The following is a 20,360-nucleotide window of genomic DNA, read 5'->3' as shown; positions in this document are numbered from 1 at the left end:
TTAGCCGGGGAAGAAAATCTCGCCCTTGCCCAGCACCGAGGTGTCCCCGGCGAATCGGTTCAGCCGCTTGGCGAGAAGCTCTGCCGCCGGTTTGCTATAGGGGGCCAGGAACCGCGCGAACAGACCGGCGAAGGCGAGGCTATAAGCGCCGCAATCGACATAGGTCGGCGCGAGCTCCGGCGCGGCGCCGAGGATGATGGTTCCGCGCCGCAGGAGATAGCCCGGCAGGATCCCCGCTCCCTTGACGGCGATGAGCGTGCCGGCGATGAAGCGGCTAGCCGCATAATCGCCGGCCGAGCCTTCGATGACGATCGTGCCGCGCCGCAGCCGGTCTCCGGCGCGCGCGCCGGCCGAGCCGCGGACGATCAAAAGTCCGCCGCTCATGCCTTCGATTTCGCCGTCGAGCGGACCGCCGAGGAAATCGCCGGCCTCGCCCTTGATCTCCATGATCCCGCCGGACAGCGCCGAGCCCGCGAAGGGTCCGGCGCTGCCGGAAATGACGAGGCTTCCGCCGCTCATGCCGCGCCCGGCGGCGTGGCCGCAATCGCCTTCGAGCGTGATCTCGCCGTCCTTCAGCCCCGCGCCGAGATGGTCGAGGCGCGACGAGCCGCCCTTGACATGAATCTTGTCGAAGCCGCCTTCGAGCTTGACGTCGAACACATCTCCCACCGTGCGCTTCTCGCGCGTGGTCTGCAGTTCAATCGCCGCAACGTCCGCCGCCGACTTGCCTTCGAGAAGGTGCGGGACAAGCGGGGCGAGATCGAGCCGCTGATCCGGCTCCTGTTTGAGCGCAAGTACGAGGGTCACGGCAGCAGATCCTTCAAATGGAAGTGGAACGGGCCGAGCTTGCCGCCGTAATTACCGGCGCCCACGCGCAGTGCGCCGTCCTTGGGCCCGAGCTTGACGATGGCCGCAAGGCCGGCGCGCATCGCCTCCGCGACCGCCTTCTCGTCGAGGCCGTCGATGACGATCTCGAGCACGCAGCCGATGTCTTCCTCGAGCGCGCTTTTGGCGACGCCGCGCAGGGTCGGACAATAGGCGTCATTGGTCGAGGCCGGAACGCCGGCATATTTGGAGCCGACCTTCGATCCCGAGCGCACGATGCCGCCCGGAAACGGCATGATCGCGCCGTCGACCGCATTCATGGCCTCGATGGCGTGTTCGCAGGCGTTCATGGTGGTCGCGAAATTCGCGCCCATGACGAGAAGATTGCCGCCGCCGACGGCCTTTTTGGTGAGGCCGACGGTCCCTTCGCACAAGAATTCGCCGTCCATCACCGGCACGCGCCAGAAATGGCGACCGAGAAATTTCTTCGAAATCTGCCAGCCGTCGCCGAAATAGCGCAGCTGGTCGCCGATCGGCATGCGGTCCGGCGCGTCGAGGTCGTTGAAGCAGGCCGATCCCGGCGAGGTCAGCACGCATTGGCCCGCGCGCGTCACAAGCTGCGTCTGCAGCATGTCGGTCGACATGGAAAACATGAGGACGCGGACGCCGGGCCGTCCGTCCGGCGTCTCGCTCTCCGGGGCATCGCGGTCGATTCCGGCCTCGACCTTGCAGCCGATGACGGAGGTGGCGAAGCCGGTCATCGTCACTGCGGCCTGCCGCGCCCATTTCAGATTGGGCGCGGTGATGATGATCGCGGTTCCGCGCATCGGGAACGCTTCGGCGAAGGATTCGTCGATGCGGACGCCATTGGCGATCATAGCGCGCATGCGACCTCCTTGAACGGATTGTTGCGCGGCAGGATATGCTCCGGCACGGCGAACATATTATGCGACACGCCGTAATGATGCTCATAATAGGAAGCAAGGCGCTTGTTGATCGCCTTGTCGTACTCCGGCCGAACCTTGAGCGCCTTGCCCCAGCGATAATGGCTGATCTCGCCGTCGCGCACGACGAGATCGCCATCCTTGAAGACGAGATGGGCGCGGCGGAACATTTTGGCGATGTCTTCGCCCGGGCTGTAGACGGCGACGTCAGCAACGGCGCCTTCGCCAAGCTGGCCGCGATCCTTGAAGCCGAACAGTTTCGCCGGCGCGGCGCGGGTCATTTTGGCGATGTCGTTGAAATCATATTCGCGCGTGATCGAAGGCAGCGAGGTCAGCGCCACCGCGCCCTGCGGCACGCGCGACAACACCTCAGTTCGCTTGTCGCGACTCATCAGCAGCGCGAAAATGTCCGGATAGGCGGTGAAGGGCGCGCCGTTCGGATGGTCGGTCGTGAAGAAGATGCGGTTGGCGTCGGTGATCAGCAGGAAGAGTTCGAGGCCGCAGGCCCATTGGATGGCGTTGACGAAATCGCCCTCGCGGTAGAGGTAGGGCACGATGCCGCCGCCATTGGCGTCGCCGTCATAGATCACCGACTTCTTCGGCTTCGCGCTGCCGGTCGCGCTATATTGGCGCAGGACGTCTGACGAAATCGTCACCGTCTGTCCGAACATCACCTGACCGATGTCGATCGTCACATTCGGCGTGGCGTTAACGGCCGCGGCGAGGGTCGAGGCCGCCGATGAGAAGCCGAGCTCGCCCTCCGAGCCATAGCCATAGAATTGCATATGGGCGAGGTGCAGCGGCATGCCGCGCGCGGCCTCGATCGTTGCGAGCGCGGTTGCGACATTGCCCGGCACGCCGAGATTGTTGGTGTGGAGATGCAGCGGATGCGGCACCTTGAGATCGACCAGCGCCTGTTGCAGCGCCTGCATGATCTGTCGCGAGGACAGGCCGTAGAAGGGCACGACGTCGTCGAGGCCGAACGTGCGGGCGTTGAATTTGAACGCCTCGGCGCCGCCGGGGTTGATGCATTTGAGGCCGAGGCTGTTGGTCGCCGTCAAGGTCGCCGCGACATAATCCGCAACGGCCGCCGAGCTCTCGCCGTCGCGAAGCAGGCTCAGCAGAAAATCATCATTGCCGAGGATGGTCAGGGTCGCCTTGTCGATGATCGGGATATCCGACAATTCGAGATGCGCCTGTAGCGCCTGATGCGGAGCGACGGCCGGCTCGACCACTGTGGTGAAGCCCATTCCCGCGTAGATCGTCCCGGTCTCATAGGTCGACCATTTCGCCGTGCCGAGCGGCAGCATCGGCGCCATGCGGGCGCGATGCAGCTCCGGCAGCAGCAGCCGGGCGGTGTTCACATTGCCGCCGGCGATGTGGGAATGGATGTCGATCGCCCCCGCCATGACGATCTTGCCGGCGACGTCATGAGTCGCGTCGGCCTGCCGGCTCTTGGGCGGGGCGACGATATGGCCGTCCTCGATCCAGACGTCGCCGATCTCGTCACGCCCATTGTAGGGATCGATGACCCGGCCGCCTTTCAAAAGTGTGAGCATCAGGCGCCTTCTCCACTCTGTCGGGCGTTGCTTGCGATCTGTTCAGCGATGCTTTTCAGGACGGACGCGGCGCTCGGCGCGTCGCTACGATTGCTGGCCTCCCGGGCGACCAGAGCGCTGACCTCGCGCGAAAAATCGGCGCCGTCATGATCGACGCCGGGACGGCCGATGTCGACGCGCACCGCGGGCTCGCGCGCAAAGCGCGTCTCTTTCGCGACAAGAGCAATCAGCGGAACCTCCCGCGTCCATTCCGGCGTCGCGGGGCTATAGGCCGAGATCCACAACGCGGCGTCGGCTTCGCCGCTGTCGATCAGGCGAACCGCGTCGAAGCGCCATGTGTCATGCTCGGGGTAGCCGCGGCCGAAGGAGGTGCGCATCGGAAAGCCGGTGCTCCAGCCGGAGGTCTGCGTGACGCCGGCGGCGTTGTCGCTCGCGCCTAACGGCAGGCTTGTAAACCGCGTTGTCTTGTTGAGGTCGATGATGAGGCCGGTCGCCATTTCGACCAAAAGCCGGTCGAGCTTGCGCGGACCCCAAACGAAGACGCCGAAGCGCGCTTTGTTCAAGATCGCCGCGACCGTGTCGAGTTCCGCGAGCGCCTCAGCGGCAAGGGCGACCGGCTTGCCGGCGACGCGGGCGCGCAGGGCGGCGAGCGTCACGTGAAGATTGGACGTCTCAATGGATGTGATGCGGACGCCCTCGATCGCGGCGCCTTTCGGCGGCGCGATCCAGATCAACTGGCGTGGCGTTTTCTCAAGATCGAAAAGCGGGATTTCGGCGGGAGCGAGACGGTCGATCAGTTCCGGCCAGATCTCGGTCAGATCATCGCCGATGAAGACCAGAACATCGGCGCGCAGCCGGGCGACGCTCGGCGTCGTCGCCATGGCGCCGGCCTGACGCAGCACGTCGAGGTCGGTGAAAATCTCGTCCGAACGCAAATGATCATAGGCGCCGCGGATAAGCTCCGCGAGCAAAACGGCCGCGCTGGTCCCGGCGACGTCCGCCCCGAGCCCGGCGACGACAGGCAGCCTGGCCTGGACCAAGATCTCCGCCGCGCGCGCGGCGGCGGCCTCGAGCGAAGCGGGTTTCCCATCGATCAGCGCGTCGGCCATAGATTCTTTCTCCAGATGCCGCTGGCGCCCGAACGCCGAAGCTGCAAGTCGACGGGCCTTCCCCGTAAAGCATTTTCCGCTGCGGCGGAATCATAAAATCTCGATGCGTCGAGGATCTTGGCGGCTTGCGCGGCGGCAGGGGGCGCAGTCCTCGAAGGGCGCCGCCCAGGACGAATTTTTCAGCTAGACCCGCGCCAAAACGGTCGAACCCTATTGATTTGGCTGGATAAAGCAAAATCGATCACAGCGTCAGCCGAGCGAGGCTGCTTAGGCGATATCGGCGACATGACTCTGAGGGCTTGAATGGCGGGAAGGCGATCTGCTCCGGCCGAGCTATCGGTGGGGCGACGCGCGGCGGGACCTCCAGAATGCTACGTTAGTCGTAAGACCCGCGCAAGACGATCGCCTGGCGAAATCGCGGCGCGTGGCTGCGACAGGATGCGCCGCGAGAGTTGACGCCTTCGGTCGGAATAGGCATATGGCGCTTCGAATGTTCTCTCGAAATGCGCGATCACGCGCTTTTTGACGAGCGAACCGAGCGCCGGGAGAGCGAGCCATGCTGCATCAAGCTCAATTGGGAGAGTCGGGCAGCGCGCGCTTTGGCGCCGCCGCGCTTCACGCCTATAAGGGGCGCCCGAAGCCAGTCGAGCCGGCGTCCGCTCCTGCGCCGGCGCCGAAAGACGGCGCGAAACCCCAAGGCGATCCCAAAGCGCCTGCGCCGAAGCCGGCCGAGCCGAAACAGCCCAGCTAAGCCCGCCGTCTGTTCCCGGCAGGTCCTTCCGGCCCCCGATATGCATGAGCCGCTTTCGCGGCCTGCTTGCGCAGGGCCGCAACGCCTCCGATCTAAGAAGACGGCCGGCAGGGCCGTTTGGCTCGCAGCTTAGATCGGCGGGGGCGGCGGCCGGTCGGGGGTCTTTGGGCGCGATCATGCATGTTATCGAAATTGATTTCACGGACCCGGTCGAAACAGCCGCCGCGCTGAGCCGGCTGCCGTTCCTGACCTTTCTCGACAGCGCGATGCCCGAGGATGCGCTCGGCCGTTACAGTTTTGTCGCCGCCGATCCCTTCGACCGCATCGAGGGCAAGGCGGGCGACGCCAGCTGGGCGGCGCGCTTGAAGACGGCGCTCGCAAAGTTTCACACGCCGCTTGCGCCAGGCTTGCCGCCGTTTCAGGGCGGAGCCGCGGGGCTTTTTTCCTACGATCTCGGCCGCAGCCTCGAGCGGCTGCCGGAGCCCGCCGCCGACGATCTCGCTTTTCCCGATCTGTCGCTCGGCCTTTACGACGTCGTCGTCGCGTTCGACCTGATCCAGCGGCGCGCCTGGATCATCTCGACCGGCCTGCCCGAAACAGAGCCCGCGGCGCGGCGCGAACGCGCGATCGCGCGGGCGCAAGAATTCGAGGCGCACATCGCCAAAGGCGCGCCGCTCTCCAGCGGAAAAATCTCGCTCGCCGGCTGGACGAGCAATTTTACGCGCGCCTCCTATGAACGAGCGGTCGCCGAGGTGATCGAACGCATCCTCGCAGGCGATATTTTTCAGGCCAATCTGTCGCAGCGCTTCGAGGCGCCGACGCCGCCGGATTTCGATCATTTCGGCTTCTACCGGCGCCTCCGCCGGGTCAATCCCGCGCCTTTCGCAGCCTATCTCGATCATCCCGGCTTCAAGATCGCCTCCGCTTCGCCCGAGCGATTCCTGCGCGTCGACGGCGAGTTCGTCGAGACCCGCCCGATCAAGGGCACGCGGCCGCGTTTCGCCGATCCGCTGGTCGATATGCTGCAGGGAAAGGCCTTGAGCGAAAGCCGCAAGGATCGCGCCGAGAACGTCATGATCGTCGATCTCCTGCGCAATGATCTGTCGAAGGTCTGCGCGCCGGGGTCGGTCAAGGCGCCGCAGCTCTGCGCGCTCGAATCCTATGCAACCGTGCATCATCTCGTCTCGACCGTGATCGGGCGGCTGGCCGAAGGGTTCGGGCCAGTCGATCTCCTCGCCGCCTCCTTTCCCGGCGGCTCGATCACGGGGGCGCCGAAGCTGCGCGCGATGGAGATCATCACCGAGCTCGAAGGCCATGCGCGCGGCCCCTATTGCGGCGCCATCGGCTATATCGGCTTCAATGGCATGATGGACCTGAATATCGTCATCCGGACCGCGAGCTTTCGCGCCGGCGTCTGCGTCGTCCAGGCGGGCGGGGGCATCGTCACGGCGTCGGACCCGGCCTCCGAATATGTCGAGACGCTGGACAAGGCGCGGCGCATCTTCGAGGCCTTCGGCGCGAGCGAATTCGCGCAATGATCCTCGTCGTCGATAATTACGATTCCTTCGTCCACACCGTCGCCGGCTATCTGCGCGAGCTTGGCGAGACGCCGGTCGTCATTCGCAACGACGCGTCTCTGCCGGCCGAAGCGCCCGAGGCGATCGTGATTTCACCGGGTCCCTGCACGCCGAACGAAGCCGGAATGTCGATGGATTTGATCCGCGACTGGTCGGGGCGCGTGCCGATCCTCGGGATCTGCCTTGGCCATCAGGCGATCGGGCAGGTGTTCGGCGGGCGGGTGACGCGGGCGCGGCGGCCGATGCATGGCGAGGCGAGCGCCGTCCGCCACACCGGCGCCGGCGTGCTGGCGGGGCTGCCGCAGCCGCTCCTCGTCGGGCGCTATCATTCGCTGATTGTCGAACTCGATGGCGCGGAAACGCCGCTCGAGGCGACCGCCTGGTCCGACGAGGGCGAGATCATGGCGCTGCAGCACCACGCGCATCCGACCTATGGCGTTCAGTTCCATCCGGAATCGATCTTGACGCAGGAGGGGCACCGCCTGTTGCGGAATTTTCTGGCGGGCGCCCGCCGCGGCGCTGACCGCCACGCTTCGACGTAAGGGGCGACCCGGTTTGCCCAGCGCCCGGCGGGGACAAGAGGGCGTCTCTTGGCAAAACTTGCCGCGCCGTCAAAAAAATTCGGTAGACAGCGCGAAGCGGTTTATGCGTTGAAACGGGCTTATTCGATCGTTTGGGCGCTCCGACCGTTCTCGGGCGGCGGCGTTGAGGCGCGTCGCGGCGGCGCTCGCGCTTCGGCCGGAAAGGTTTTTCGATGACAGCGATGCTCGCGAGCGTGATCAATGGGGCCGAGGCCGAGACAGCGCTGGCGAGCGCTGTCGATATGATCGACCTCAAAGATCCGGCGCGCGGCGCCCTTGGCGCGCTTCCGGCCGGCCTCGTCGCATCCATCGTCGCGACGGTGGCCGGGCGAAAAAAGACCAGCGCCGCCGCCGGCGATCAATTTGCCGCGCCGGCCGACGCGGTCGAAGCGGCGCGCGCTCTGGTGGCGACCGGCGTCGATTTCGTCAAGATTGGTTTGCAGGGCGGCGCGGCGGGAGCGGCGATCGTCGACGCACTCGGCGCGCACAAGGGAGACGCCGCGCTCATCGGCGTCCTCTTCGCCGACCAAAATCCCGATCTCGACCTTTTGAACAGGATGGCCGAGCGCGGTTTCAAAGGCGCCATGCTCGACACCTTTGAAAAGGGCGCCGGGCGCCTGCTCGACCATATGGATGTGGCGGCGCTGGCGCCGTTCGTCGACCGCTGCCGTGAGCTCGGCCTGATCTGCGGGCTCGCCGGCTCGCTTGAGGCGCCGGATGTTCCGCGGCTCTTGCCCCTGCGGCCGGATTATCTCGGCTTTCGCGGCAGTCTCTGCAAGGGCGGCGAACGCGGCGGCGCGCTCGATCTGGCGGCCGTCGCGATGATCCGCGATCTGATCCCGCATGTGGCGGAGAACGGCTCTGGCGCCGGCGCGGCGGACGTCGATTGGCGCCTGCTCGGCCGCGGCTACGTTCCGGTCAATGAGGCGACCGAGACGGATCTTATCTTCGTGCATGACCTCATCATGCCGTGCTTCATCGGCGCCTATGAATATGAGCGCGCCCGGAAGCAGGACGTTCGCTTCAACATCGACGTCGACGTCGCCCGCGCGCGCCTGCATTCCGACGATATGCGCGACATTTTTTCCTATGACCTCATCGTCGATGCGATCAAGATCATCACCGGCCGCGGCCATATCGAACTGGTCGAAACGCTGGTGCGGGAGATCGCCGAGTCCGTGCTGGTCCATCCGAGCGTCATCAGCGTCCGCGTCCGCGCCGAAAAGCTCGACGTCATCCGCGGTTCCGTCGGCGTCGAGATCAAACGCGAGCGCGCCAAGGAGGCCGCGGCCTTCGAGGGTCTGTTCGGGGTCGACGCCGCTGCGGCGAAACTGAAGAAAACGAGGAGCCCGAGGAGCCATTGAGCCTGATCGTCGCCAAGCTCGGCGGGAGCCTTGCCGGCTCGCCGCAGCGCGACGCCTGGCTGGCGGCGCTCGTCGCCTCGACGCGGCGCCTCGTCCTCGTCACAGGCGGCGGACCCTTCGCCGGCGCTGTCCGGGCCGCGCAGGCAGCTATGGGCTTTGACGAGGCGATAGCGCACCGGCTGGCCCTGCTGGCGATGGAGCAATACGCCATCGTCATCGCCGCGCGGCAGGACCGCTTCGCGCTTGCCGCGACGCGGGACGACATTGCGGCGGCGCTGGCCAGGAATCGCATTCCGGTCTGGCTTCCCTCAGCCATGGCGCTTGCGGCTGCGGAGATTCCACAATCCTGGGACATGACCTCGGATTCGCTCGCGGCCTGGCTCGCCGGGGAGCTGGCGGCGGCCCAGCTCCTGCTCATCAAATCCAGCAACGTCGAAGAACCGGCGTCCGCGCGTGGACTTGCCGGGGACGGCGTCGTCGATCCGCTGTTTCCGCATTTCGCCGCGCGGAGCCGCGCGTCGGTTTTTTTCGCCGGACCCGCCTGCCTGCATCATGCGCGCGAACGTTTTTCCAGCGGCGCGACGCCCGGCGTCGGGATCGCCTGCGAGGCGATCGGCGCGGCGCCGGCCGCCGCATGAGCGCGCGCTCGCCCTCGCCTGGCGCCGCCGGGAGCGCCGCGCCATGAGCGAGCGCTTTTTGTTCGTCACCGGCCATCTCGCCTATCCGCGCCTTGAGCGGATGATGCGCTCGCTTGGGGACACGCCGTTTGCCTGGGACATCGCCAATATCGGCGTCAAGGTTGCGGCCCTGATGACCGAGGCGATCTTGCTGCGGCGCCTGCCGTGTCCGCTCAACGCCGATCGCATCATCCTGCCCGGCCGGTTTCGCGGCGATCTTGCGGCGCTTTCAAAGGAGCTTGGCGTGCCTGTCGTGCGCGGCCCCGACGAGATCAGCGATCTTCCCGTGTATCTCGGCCGCGGCGGGCAGGAGCCTGACCTGTCGCGCTATGACATCCGCATCTTTGCGGAGATCGTCGACGCCTCCGCCCTATCGGTCGAGGCGTTGCTGGCGCGGGCGGACAAACTGCGGCGCGCGGGCGCCGATGTGATCGATCTCGGCAGCCTGCCGGATACGCCTTTTCCGCATCTTGAGGACGCCGTGCAGGCGCTCAAGGCGACGGGCGTTCGCGTCAGCGTCGATTCTTTCGATCATGTCGAATTGCGGCGCGGCGCGAAGGCCGGCGCGGATTTTCTTTTGAGCCTCGACGAGAACTCTCTCGACATCGCGGACGACACTGGGACGACGCCCATCCTCGTCGGCGCGCCGCTGCATGACATCGACTCGCTGGCGCGCGCGGCGGAAGCCGCCCAACGGCGCGGCCTGCCCTATATCGTCGATCCGATTCTCGACCCGATCCATTTTGGTTTTTCCGACTCGATCGCCCGCTATGTCGAGACGCGGCGCCGGTTGCCGGAAGCTGAAATGATGATGGGAACGGGCAATCTGACGGAGTTGACGGAGGTCGATTCCGGCGGCCTCACCGGAGCGCTTCTCGGCATCTGCTCCGAGCTGAAAATCCGCAATGTGCTCACCGTTCAAGTGAGCCCGCATACGCGGCGTACGATCGAGGAGCACGATGCGGCGCGGCGCATGATGTTTGCGGCGCGGGCCGATAATTCGCTGCCAAAAGGCTATGGGACGGCGCTGTTGCAACTGCATGACAAAACGCCCTTTGCCTCGACGTCGGAGGAAATCGCCGAACTCGCCGGCGATGTGCGCGACAAGAATTTCCGCATCGCGACAGCGGTCGACGGCGTTCATATCTACAATCGTGACGGTCATCATATAGCGAAAGACGCCTTCTCCTTATTTCCCAAACTCGGCGTCGAGGCGGACGGCCCGCACGCCTTTTATCTCGGCGCCGAACTCACCAAAGCCGAGATCGCTTTTGCGCTTGGCAAACGCTATGCGCAGGACGAGCTGATTGATTGGGGCGTCGGCGCGGACCGGCCGGACGAGCAGCGCGATCGACTGCGCGAGGCCGGGCATACGCTGCGGCGCAAGGAGGAGCCATGACGGGCGCGCTAATCCGGCCGGCGATGCCAACATGATCCGCGAAATCGTGGTCACAACCATGGACGTCTCTGGCAAGCCCCATCTCGCCCCGCTTGGCGCGATTGCGGATGGCGAGGGGTGGATTCTCGCGCCGTTCCGCCCGTCGACGACGCTCGACAATCTCAAGGCGGTTCCCTTCGCCGTGATCAACTACATCGACGACGCCCGCGTCTTCGCCGGCCTCGTCACGGGGCGGCGCGACTGGCCGCTACAGAAAACCAGCGAGGGGCGCCCGCCGCGTCTCGTCGCCGCGCTCGCGCATGCGCAGCTCACGGTGATTGATGTCGAAGATCATATTCAGCGGCCGCGCTTCCGCTGCCGCGTCGCAAGCGTCGAAACTCATGCGCCTTTCGAAGGGTTGAACCGCGCCAAAAACGCCGTGCTCGAAGGCGCGATATTGATCACGCGGCTCAAGATGCTGCCGCGCGAAAAGATCGATGGCGAGATCGCCTATCTGTCGATCGCCATTGAAAAGACGGCGGGGCCGGATGAGCGCGAGGCGTGGTCCTGGCTGATTGCGGCGCGCGACCGGTTCTACGCCGAAAACTGACGCGCGGCGATGAGCGCGACCGCCGCCGCCGGCGCGCAATCGGCGGCTTTTTCCCGCGCCTCGGGCGTCGCCTTGATCAAGGTGTCGAAGGCGATGAAGCTCCGGCGAAGCCGCCGCGCGATCTCCGCGACGATCGCTCGTCCGACGCCGGCGCCGACGATAGGCGCATCCTCGCCGACGACGCCGCGTGAAAGCACAAGGCAGGCGGCGTCCATGATTTCGCGTAGCTGCGCTTCGGCGAAAAAGCTGGCGAGCCGTCGCCATGCCGCCTCATCCGCATCGGGCGCGTCCATCCCGATCATCCGCGCCAGCCTAGCGCAGGAGGCGGCGACGCTTTTGTCGCGCCCGTCCGGCGTATCCATCGTGTCGGCGCCCTGGGGTAAGCGCTGCAGGATGCGATTGACGTCGGCCATGTCGGCGAACCATTCATTCATCAGCGCCGTCCAGCCGCCGGAGAAGGGGACGCGCTTTGGCCCGGCCATCAGGAAAGTCCGCGTCAGGCCCGTATAGACGAGTTCGCCGTGCGCCAGCCGCTCGGCGTCGGTGAAGCCAAGGCTCGCCGGGGCGTGATCCGCGACCGGGATGACGTCGGTCGTGGTCGATCCCATATCGATCAAGAGGGCGTCGCGAAAATGCGCGCCCGTCAGCGCCGCGCTTGCGTGCCAATTGACGGAGCCGATGTCGGCGGCGAAGACGGGCGCCTCGGAGGCTTCGATCAGGCCGGCCCGCGCTGCATAAAGCAGGACGCGAGCTGGGGCGAGCAGGCGCTGGGCGATCGCCGCAACGCCCGCGACGCCGTCCGTACGCGTGGCGAAGGCGTCGGAGAGCTCGCCCGTCATGGTGACGACATTGAGCTCGGCGCGGCCGACGGCCTCGAAGGCCTCCGCGAAGGCGCGGTCGAGCTCGGCGAGGCCGAGCCAGAGCGGACAGGGGATCTGCGCCGCGGCGGTAATGACGCCGTCCTGCGCGCGGGCGGCTTTCAAATGCGCCCCGCCTATATCCCAGCCGATGATGTCCTGCATTGCGCCGCACATATACAAAAACGAGAAAAAGTTAAGATGATCTTAGAAAAGTCGCGGATGGCTTGCACTTTATCGTGAATGTAAGAGCGGAGCTTAAGTATGGAAGTCATTCCCGTCATCGACCTGAAGGATGGCGCGGTGGTGCGGGCGCGCCTTGGCCGTCGCGAGTTTTACGCGCCGATCGAGAGCCGCCTCGCCGCAACAAGCGCCCCGGGCGATATTGTCGCAGGCCTTTTATCCCTGCATCCTTTCGCCACGATCTATATCGCCGACCTCAACGCGATCGACGCGCGCGGGGACCATGAGGATGTGCTTTTTTCTCTCGAAGAAGCGTTTCCTCAGGTCGAATTTTGGGTGGACGCCGGCGTGAAGGACGCCGGCGAGGCGAGATCCTGGCTGCTGCGGCACAAACGCGCCATTCTGGTGCTTGGGACGGAAACGTTGGGGAGTTCGGCGACGCTCGAGATCCTGAAGGATGAAGAGCGGATTATTCTGTCGCTCGATTTCCGCGGCGAGACATTTATCGGGCCTGAGGCGTTGCTTTCGGCGCAACATATCTGGCCCTCGCGCGTCATCGCCATGACTTTGGGGCGCATCGGCGCCAATGCGGGGCCGGATCTCAGCCGGATCGCCTCCGTCAAGGCCCTGTCGGACAGAAAAGTCTATGCCGCTGGCGGCGTCCGCGGGACGGAGGATCTTGCCGCTCTGGATCGCGCGGGCGTCGACGGCGCGCTGGTCGCCTCCGCTCTGCATGACGGCCAGCTGACCAGCCAGGAGCTTGCCGCCCCGATCATGGCGAAAGGGATCCTTTGAGGATCCCTTTACGCATTTTGTCCGACGCCCGCTGAGCGGCGCGTCTTCAAGCAGATCGCACGCCGTCCATTAAGCCTCGCTTTCGACGCATGGAGCGCGCGCGCCAAACGAGATCGCGCGCTCCTCTTTTCGACAGAATGATCGCAGCTGAAGGGCCGTGGGCGTTCTGAAGACTAGATCTGCAATTCAATCCGACAATGCGGGGTTCGGATCAACTGTCCGGCCTTGCGGCGGACAGGCGGAAGATGCGTCTTGTGCTTAGTTCGGCGCGAAGGGGTGCTTGGCCGTGTTGCGCTGTTCGACAACGGTTTGCGGGCTCGGCTCGCCGGCGACGGCGCGGGCGATCGCTTCCTTCGTGGCCTGATAGTTGTAGTCTTGGATCTTCTGGTCGTCCTTGGCTTCCCAATGGATGAAGACGCCAACCGAGATGAAGATATCGTTGGCTTCCTGGATCGGGATGACGCCGTCGGCGACGCTATCGGCGACAGCCTTGGCGACGCCGCGCTGAGCCGGGCCAAACATCTGGACGGCCTGGGTCGCGTTCTTGATCGTCACCTTGTTGAACATGACGGTCGCCGGCTTGGCGAGCAGGTTCGGAGCGACGACGGCGAGCAGGGAGGTGAAGCCGTCCTTGTTGTTGACCAGCGCGTTCGCGAAGGCCGTTTCGGCGGCGCTGCCGCGCGGTCCGATGAGCAGGTCGATGTGGGCGACTTCATTGCCTTCGCCGACAAGCGATTCGCCAACCAGCAGTTTGTTGATTTTGGTCACGTTAAAAAACCCTCCCATTGAGACTTCCTTCGTAGATTGCTACCGAAGAAATCAGCAGAAATTGGACTCAATCCTTGTTCTCAGCGCCCATCTTTGCCGGGCCGGTTAGCCGGATAGAAGCGGCACTGGTCCGCTGGCGCGCACTCAACCATTATTGCCGCCCGCAATCAAGATCGATTAGCCGATCGGCAAAAAGGGTCGCCACGGTCAAGTCGGCGCTTGTTCCGGGATTACGGCCGGCGGCCTTCAGGCGGCGGTCGAATGCAAGAAGATTTTGGCGAAAATCCGCCGGATCGTCGCAGACGGCGAATCCGTCGCGCAGCGGCGCTGCGTCGTCCCGCACCGCTTCCGCCGCCTCGATCCCATATTTGCGGGCGATGTGGCTGTCGGGAAATTCCGCAAGAAAATCAAGGTACGCAGCCACGGCGAGCCACGGCGCGCCCCAGCCTTTTCCGCGCGCTGCGGCAAGGGCGCGCAGCCCGAGGCCGAACACATCGGCAAAACCGCTGGCGTATTGCCGCGCTATGGCGTCGCGGGGCGCCGCCTCCCGCATCGCATCAAGCAGCGTCGTTTGCGCCGGGGCGCGGACGTCATGGCGAGCGGCCGCGCCAAGACCGCCGGGCGAGGCGATCACAATCGCAGCGAAAGCCGATTGCGCGTCGTCGCGGCTGAGCCCTGCCAGCGTCGCCCCGAGCGCAGTGGCGAGCGCGCCGGCGCGGCCTTCTCTCGTCATCGCGGCGTCATCAGGCGCTGCAGCCGGCCCGGATGACGCCGCGGCGGCGGCGAGCGGCGCGCATAATAGAATGATGCCAAGATTGGTGTTGAGGCCAACGCTCGCGAATGTCGCCTCGACCGCGCCCAGAATGCGCGCGCCTACAGACGCGCCCGGCGCGCAGAGCGGCGCGGCGGCGACCTCCGCGCTACGGAGAAATTGCGCAACCGTCATGCCATGCCCATCGCTGAAAACATGCACATTGCCGGGTTTTGGCGCCTCCACCTCGTCGCGGCAGGATTTGATAAACGCCTCTTCTATGGCTGCGTTACGCGAGGCAGCGACGGCGTCGCTCTGTTGCGTTGCGATCATGCGACGCGCTCGACGCTCGATGTGGGCGCCTCTTCTACAGGCGCCCGCCCGGCGTGCTTTAAAAAATCGCGGACGAGCCGGTCGGCGACGCAAAAAGGCGCCACTTTCTGAAGGCCGCGCCAGCCGGGCATGCTGTTGACTTCCAACACTTGCGGCGCGCCGTCGGCGTCGAGAATAATGTCGACGCCGGCGAATTGCGCGCCGACGGCGGAAGACGCGCGCAACGCCAGCGCGGTCAAAGCGTCGTCCGGCTCGAGCCACTCCGGCCGCGCGCCAAGCTTGATGTTGGTGATCCAGTTCGCGGCGCGCCGGATCATGGCGCCGATCACTTTCCCGTCCGAGACAAAAAACCGCATGTCGGAATAGACGTCTTTGCGCGGTCCAATGAATCGCTGCAAATAATAGACATATTCAACCGCCTCGATGGGCGGCAGATCGTCCTCGCTCTGTATGAGCCTCAAGCCAAAACCCTGCGCGCCGAACAGCGGTTTTAAAACAAGGGGCCCGCGCGAGATTTCGCGGCGAAGGATTTTCCGCGCCGCATCGGTCGATTGCGCGGCCCATGTCGGCGGCGTTGGAATTTTGGCGTGCGCCAGCGCAAAACTCGTCGCCGCCTTGTCGACGCAGATTTCCACCGCGCGGGCGGGATTGGCGACGGGCACGCCGAGGTCGCGCAAGGCGTGCAGCACGCTGAGGCGCAATGTCACGCTTTCGAACGAGCCCGAACCGATGGCGCGGACGAAGACCGCGTCCGGCAGGTCCGACCCGAAGCCGTGGATGACCAGCCCATGTTTGCGCTGCGTGTCGAATCCGCATTGCGCCAGCCTTATCGGCGTCGCCAGCGCGCCGGCGCGGGCGAAAGCCGCGGTCAGATCGCGCGCGTGCCAGTCATAAAGATCGACCGCGATCGCGATTTTTGGCGCGCCCTCTCCAAGAAGCGCTGCTTTAGGAGAAGCAGGCATCAAGCAGGGCGTTTTCGATCTTGCCGGCGCGGAACGTCCGTCCGCTGTCGACCGAGGTGACGATCGCTTCGGCCGGGCTGAACAGCATCGGGTCGATGGCGTAGAAATCCCCCTTGTTGGCCTTGAAAATCTCCGCGAACGGACGGCCATGATCGCGCGAGTTCTTGCTCGGCAATTGTTCCGCCAGCGCCTTGGCGTCGTCGGCCGGGCCGGTGACGAAGAGCTGGATCTGGCCGCCATAGATGATCGCGTCATTGGTGCGGCCCATCGCCTCGACGAAATCGGGATGAGGCGGCGACAAGGGGGCGCAGGCGAGGCCGTCGACGATCCGATCGAGCGGGAAATGCAGCTCATGGGCCTTGTGCAGCGCGACTTCGAGTACGCGGGCGACCACCTGCACGCTGCCGGCAAGGCTCTGCGTCGGGGCGAAGATGAAGGCGAGGTTTTCCGGGCTGACGCCGCAGGCCGCGGCGACCTTGTCGGTGACTTCCGGCGGCGGCGGCCGGTCGCTCTCAAGCACCAGCGTCGCGCGGGTCGCCGCGTCGCGATAGGAAAGATCCTGGAACAGCGGCTCCTTGCGCGCGAGCGCGCGGCCGGGGCCGGAGCCCAGCGCGAAGAAAGATCCTTTGCCTTCGCCATGCGACAGCGCCCAGCCGGCATATTGGCTGGCGAGGCAGGCGATGACCGGATCGGTCGAGCGCACCGAGATTTCAAACGGCCAGTTTGGATTTTCATTTGTCGGCGACAGGGTGACGGTTCCAAGACCGCCAAGGCAGATTTCCGCGAGCCTGAGGCCGGCTTCGATGCCGCCGCGCGCGGATTTGCCGGCGTCGATGATGGTCTCGCCGCGCGCGCCCTTGGTGACAATGACGCGCAATTTCGCCGCGTCGGCGATCATCGCGTCGACAAGACGTCCGGTCAGCGTGTTGATGCTCAGAGCCGTCTCGCTCACGATGCTTCTCCCCCCAGTTTACAATTTATGGCGTCGAACAAAGCGCCGGCGCGCGCCTCAACCAGGGCGCGCGCGGCGGACGTCTGCGCTGCGCAGGCTTTAATGGTGCAGAGCGGATCATACAACCCCACGGCGCTTTGCGGCTTTTGCCGGTCGGCCGTCCAATCCGGCCAGTCGAGCTCAGGCATCGCCGCAATATCTCTTTGCGCATAGGCGATTGCAGCGGCCGTCGCTGCTTCGAATTCGAGCGGCCGGACCGGAAGCCGCCCCAGACATGCGTCGATGTGCGCCTGAAACAGACGGCCTTCGCGGTCTTCGAAAATATCGAGCGCCGCGCCCGGCCGCGGATTGACCTCGATCAGATAAAAGTCGTTCTCGTCGACAAGAAAGTCGACGCTGTTCAGCCCGACGAGCCCTTGCGCGCCGACGATCGCGCAGGCGGCGTCAGCGAGGCGCGTTTCGAGATCGGAGGAAAGTCCGGCGGGGCGCACGCAGCCGCCATAGCGGAAGGGTTCGTCCGGCGCGGGCGACGTCCATTGCCGGCTGAGGCCGAGCGAGATGGCCCGGCTTCCGTCGCAAAGGCATTGGACGGAGATCGGCTGCCCAGGGGCAAGCCGTTGAAAATAAATGCTTTCGTTTTCAGGTCGCGCGGAGCCCGCGGGGGCGACATGGGAGCCGCCGGCGCCGCCGACGCTTTTGACGAGCCAGCCGCCGCAGGGGTTCGGCAAGCCGAGGCGGATCTCCGGATGGGGAACGCCAAGCGCGTGGCAAAGCGCGGCGAGCGCCATCGGGTCCTTGGCGCGTCGCAGCCGCTCGGGCGGATTGCCGAAAACTGGCCAGCGCCCGGCGATCTCCTCCAAAAGGAGTGGCCGATCCTCGAATCCCGCGCCGTAGACAAGGCCGATCGGCGAGGCCGCTTTCGCCAGTGTTTCCAGTGCGGCGATCAGAGGATCGCGGGAAAACCCCGCGCGCCAATCCCCCGCAATCAGGCTTGCCGCGCAGAGGCTGTGCGTGTCGCAATCGTCAAAAAGATCGGCGACGAGGGGACGAAAGCCCGCGCGCCGCGCCGCGGCGGCGAGAGCTCGGCCGGAGGACGCCGCGATCAGAACCGCGGCGCCTGCGTGCGTTTTCAGGCCGGACAAGCTTGCGGCTTGCTCAGACCAGTTCCCGCGCCAATGTGAAGGCGTCGCGAAAGTCGATGCAAAGCGGCTTCGACGACGTCGCCATGCGCTGGAACAGGCCGGATTCCGTCTTGTATTTGATGTCGCCGATGGCGAGCGGGCCGACCCCGAGGGCGCCGCCCGCGAGCTCCGCGCCATTATCGAACAGCTGCAGCCCTTCGATGCCGGCGGGCGGAACGGCGTTGACGTCGGCGGCGACCAGAAGGCTCTTGGCCTCCGCGAGCAGCTCTTTCGATAGTACCTGAACGCCAGCGGCAGCCGCGCAATAGACGACCTCGACGCCTTCGAGCGCCTCGCGCTTTTTCTCTTCGGTGCTGCCGTCGACGGCCTTGAGGTCGACACCGAAGCGGGCCTTGATGTCGTCCGCCTTGGCCTGAACGCGCTTTGGTCCGTCATAGCCGGCGAGCGACACTTCGGCGCCTTCAAGGGCCGAAATCACGCCTGCGGCATAGCCGACGACGCCGGTCGCGCCGAAAATCAGGATCTTGGTCTTGTCGAGGCTTTCGTTTTTCTTGGTCTTCAGCAGCTTTTCGACGCAGGCGACCATGGCCGCGGCCGTGGTGAAGGAGCCGGCCGGATCGGCGAAGGCCGAAATCTCGAAAGGCTTCAGAAGGGTCGCCTTGAAGCGCTCCAGCATGTCGAGCGCAAGGCCGGCGTCCTTGCCGGCGATGAACACGCCGGTGCGCACGGCGTCCCGCGGCGAGCGCGAAAACATCGCGTCCTGCACGAGAGCCGTGACTTCATCGAGCGTGACCCCGGTATAGGGCGTGACCGAATCATAGCCCGCGTCGAGCGCCATGTTCACATCGAACGGGCTCATATGCTTCAACGGGCTGAACATGTGCAGAATAGTCTTGGCCACGCGGTTCCCCTCTATGCTTTATGGCGTTTGCTCTGGATCACGGCTCGTGAACGTGATCGATTCCAACGATTGAGAGCATGGCGTCCGTCCAAAAAGCCTTGCTGCTTTCGGCGTCACGCTCTAAAGCCGGAAAAATTCAGACGGGCGTCTGAAATCGAAATCCCACCTTCATGATCTTGTCGGCCGGTCTGTCCCGATGGTCGCAGTCGCCCGCGCCGGCGCCGGACCGTCAGGAAGATCGCCCCTTACGATCGCGCCGTGATTAAGTCCTTTGCATATCGCAATGTCTACTCCCAAGGCATTAGATTTTTCGCGCGAAAGCGCGCAAATGCGCGCAGCGTCGGCGGCGTCGGCGGCGAAGGCGAAGCCGGTCGGACCCCAGGAGGATTGGCCAATTCCTTTGGCGCCATGGCGGGCGAGTTCGGCCATCGCCTGCGCCACGCGCGGGCTCGTAAAGGCGCCGCCGCCCTGCGCCGGCGCGAAATAGTCGCCGACGATCTCCTGAATCCGCGTGATCGCCGCCCCGAAGGCGTCAATGTCGGCTTCGACCAAAGCAGGAAGCGCCTGGATCAGCACGAGACGGCAGATTTCGCCCGATGCGGAGGCTTCAAAAGGCTTTAGCGCCGCGAAGGATCGAATTTCCTCCGGTCCGTGGATGCCTTTCAGGGTGGGGTCCAGCACAAGGATGACGCGCCACGCCGGCGGAAAGTCGAGCCGCGCGATCACCGGGGGCGTGATCGTCCGCTCGCCGCGGCCGCCGTCGACGATGACGCCGCCGCGCTCAAAAATCGCCGCGCCGATCCCGGAGCGCATCGTGCGCTGCAGCAACAGCGCGTCGTCGGCGGGGTCGGCCGGCAGCCCTTCGAGCAGGCGAAGTCCGGCGCCCAGCGCCAGCGCCAGCTGCGTGCCCGAGCCAAGCCCGACATGATCGGGGATCGCTGTCTCGATGGCGACGTCATAGAAAGAGGACAGGCCATGGCGCCGCTGCAGCGCCTCGACATGCGCCAAAGCGCGCTCGGAGTCGGGCCCGGCCGCAGCGTTCCTCGCCGCGCGAGAAATATGAAGCCGCGTCGCCGGCCGGTCGATCGCCAGCCCGATGCTGCCAAAACGGCGCTTGAGCCCGCCGTGAAGATCGAGAAAGCCGAGATGCAGCCGCGCGGGGGCGACGACGGTGACGCTTGCAGGCATAGCTTCTTTCGCCGGAGTCTCCACGCGACGCCGCGCTCAGGTCATCCGCAATATGTGACGAGAGGCGCGCCGCCATGCGCCAGGCGCCTCCCGAAGAAGGCGGCTTTTCATACTCACGGCAAGCGCAGAGTTCAAGGACCGCGCAGCAGAGGC

Annotated in this window: 20 protein-coding genes; 8 read left to right on the top strand and 12 right to left on the bottom strand. The window is 65.3% G+C overall.

What is annotated here, in order from left to right:
• From MSIL_RS12275 to MSIL_RS12260, 4 genes are read right to left on the bottom strand one after another with little or no spacing between them, the layout of a single operon-like run.
• Entirely contained in the window at nucleotides 1–807 is an 807-nt protein-coding gene (locus MSIL_RS12275) for a formylmethanofuran dehydrogenase subunit C (protein ID WP_012591402.1), read from the bottom strand.
• Nucleotides 804–1,712 (bottom strand): formylmethanofuran--tetrahydromethanopterin N-formyltransferase, encoded by a 909-nt coding sequence (fhcD, locus tag MSIL_RS12270; protein ID WP_012591401.1) that lies wholly within the window; start codon nucleotides 1,710–1,712, stop codon nucleotides 804–806. The genes MSIL_RS12275 and fhcD overlap by 4 nt, the downstream gene beginning before the upstream one ends.
• Nucleotides 1,700–3,328: a formylmethanofuran dehydrogenase subunit A gene (locus MSIL_RS12265; protein WP_012591400.1), complete on the bottom strand. Its 1,629-nt coding sequence runs from the start codon at nucleotides 3,326–3,328 to the stop codon at nucleotides 1,700–1,702. Before MSIL_RS12265 ends, fhcD begins: the two co-directional genes overlap by 13 nt.
• Nucleotides 3,328–4,437, bottom strand: coding sequence for a molybdopterin-binding domain-containing protein (locus MSIL_RS12260; protein ID WP_012591399.1), 1,110 nt, complete (start codon nucleotides 4,435–4,437; stop codon nucleotides 3,328–3,330). Before MSIL_RS12260 ends, MSIL_RS12265 begins: the two co-directional genes overlap by 1 nt.
• A gap of 556 nt (nucleotides 4,438–4,993) precedes the next feature.
• Here MSIL_RS12260 and MSIL_RS12255 point away from each other — a divergent pair.
• From MSIL_RS12255 to MSIL_RS12225, 7 genes are all read left to right on the top strand, one after another.
• Nucleotides 4,994–5,188: a hypothetical protein gene (locus tag MSIL_RS12255; protein WP_012591398.1), complete on the top strand. Its 195-nt coding sequence runs from the start codon at nucleotides 4,994–4,996 to the stop codon at nucleotides 5,186–5,188.
• Nucleotides 5,189–5,364: 176 nt separating this feature from the next.
• Nucleotides 5,365–6,726, top strand: a complete 1,362-nt coding sequence (gene pabB / locus MSIL_RS12250; RefSeq protein ID WP_041369079.1) for an aminodeoxychorismate synthase component I — start codon at nucleotides 5,365–5,367, stop codon at nucleotides 6,724–6,726.
• Nucleotides 6,723–7,307: an anthranilate synthase component II gene (locus MSIL_RS12245; RefSeq protein ID WP_012591396.1), complete on the top strand. Its 585-nt coding sequence runs from the start codon at nucleotides 6,723–6,725 to the stop codon at nucleotides 7,305–7,307. The genes pabB and MSIL_RS12245 overlap by 4 nt, the downstream gene beginning before the upstream one ends.
• A gap of 212 nt (nucleotides 7,308–7,519) precedes the next feature.
• A complete protein-coding gene (locus tag MSIL_RS12240) occupies nucleotides 7,520–8,710 on the top strand; it encodes a (5-formylfuran-3-yl)methyl phosphate synthase (protein ID WP_012591395.1) in 1,191 nt (396 codons plus the stop codon).
• The gene (locus MSIL_RS12235; protein ID WP_012591394.1) at nucleotides 8,707–9,348 is read left to right on the top strand and encodes an amino acid kinase family protein; all 642 of its coding nucleotides are present in this window, start codon (nucleotides 8,707–8,709) and stop codon (nucleotides 9,346–9,348) included. Before MSIL_RS12240 ends, MSIL_RS12235 begins: the two co-directional genes overlap by 4 nt.
• Nucleotides 9,349–9,391: 43 nt before the next feature.
• A complete protein-coding gene (locus MSIL_RS12230; protein ID WP_012591393.1) occupies nucleotides 9,392–10,786 on the top strand; it encodes a DUF6513 domain-containing protein in 1,395 nt (464 codons plus the stop codon).
• 31 nt (nucleotides 10,787–10,817) lie between these two features.
• A complete protein-coding gene (locus tag MSIL_RS12225) occupies nucleotides 10,818–11,375 on the top strand; it encodes a DUF447 domain-containing protein (RefSeq protein WP_012591392.1) in 558 nt (185 codons plus the stop codon).
• On the opposite strand, the gene MSIL_RS12220 is transcribed toward MSIL_RS12225, so the two are convergent.
• On the bottom strand, nucleotides 11,360–12,397 hold the full coding sequence (locus MSIL_RS12220; RefSeq protein ID WP_012591391.1) for a hydantoinase/oxoprolinase family protein: 1,038 nt from the start codon (nucleotides 12,395–12,397) through the stop codon (nucleotides 11,360–11,362). The genes MSIL_RS12225 and MSIL_RS12220 overlap by 16 nt on opposite strands.
• Nucleotides 12,398–12,496: 99 nt before the next feature.
• On the opposite strand from MSIL_RS12220, the gene MSIL_RS12215 reads away from it, so the two are divergent.
• A complete protein-coding gene (locus tag MSIL_RS12215; RefSeq protein WP_012591390.1) occupies nucleotides 12,497–13,210 on the top strand; it encodes a HisA/HisF-related TIM barrel protein in 714 nt (237 codons plus the stop codon).
• A 258-nt stretch (nucleotides 13,211–13,468) separates the two neighbouring features.
• Here MSIL_RS12215 and fae read toward each other — a convergent pair whose 3' ends face one another.
• From fae to MSIL_RS12180, 7 genes are all read right to left on the bottom strand, one after another.
• Nucleotides 13,469–13,978, bottom strand: coding sequence for a formaldehyde-activating enzyme (fae, locus tag MSIL_RS12210; protein WP_085985899.1), 510 nt, complete (start codon nucleotides 13,976–13,978; stop codon nucleotides 13,469–13,471).
• A 151-nt stretch (nucleotides 13,979–14,129) separates the two neighbouring features.
• Nucleotides 14,130–15,062: a triphosphoribosyl-dephospho-CoA synthase gene (locus tag MSIL_RS12205; RefSeq protein ID WP_012591388.1), complete on the bottom strand. Its 933-nt coding sequence runs from the start codon at nucleotides 15,060–15,062 to the stop codon at nucleotides 14,130–14,132.
• On the bottom strand, nucleotides 15,059–16,024 hold the full coding sequence (locus MSIL_RS12200; RefSeq protein ID WP_012591387.1) for an ATP-grasp domain-containing protein: 966 nt from the start codon (nucleotides 16,022–16,024) through the stop codon (nucleotides 15,059–15,061). Before MSIL_RS12200 ends, MSIL_RS12205 begins: the two co-directional genes overlap by 4 nt.
• On the bottom strand, nucleotides 16,008–16,922 hold the full coding sequence (mch, locus tag MSIL_RS12195) for a methenyltetrahydromethanopterin cyclohydrolase (protein WP_244406279.1): 915 nt from the start codon (nucleotides 16,920–16,922) through the stop codon (nucleotides 16,008–16,010). The genes MSIL_RS12200 and mch overlap by 17 nt, the downstream gene beginning before the upstream one ends.
• Before the next feature lie 50 nt (nucleotides 16,923–16,972).
• A complete protein-coding gene (locus MSIL_RS12190; RefSeq protein WP_012591385.1) occupies nucleotides 16,973–18,118 on the bottom strand; it encodes an ATP-grasp domain-containing protein in 1,146 nt (381 codons plus the stop codon).
• Between the two features lie 13 nt (nucleotides 18,119–18,131).
• Entirely contained in the window at nucleotides 18,132–19,019 is an 888-nt protein-coding gene (locus MSIL_RS12185; RefSeq protein ID WP_012591384.1) for an NAD(P)-dependent methylenetetrahydromethanopterin dehydrogenase, read from the bottom strand.
• A 168-nt stretch (nucleotides 19,020–19,187) separates the two neighbouring features.
• A complete protein-coding gene (locus MSIL_RS12180) occupies nucleotides 19,188–20,207 on the bottom strand; it encodes a beta-ribofuranosylaminobenzene 5'-phosphate synthase family protein (protein ID WP_012591383.1) in 1,020 nt (339 codons plus the stop codon).
• Nucleotides 20,208–20,360 lie beyond the last annotated feature (153 nt).

The organism is Methylocella silvestris BL2 (assembly GCF_000021745.1).
GTDB classification, from domain to species: domain Bacteria; phylum Pseudomonadota; class Alphaproteobacteria; order Rhizobiales; family Beijerinckiaceae; genus Methylocapsa; species Methylocapsa silvestris.
The sequence above is the reverse complement of the archived record's forward strand: the minus strand, read 5'-3'. Positions and strand labels throughout refer to the sequence as shown.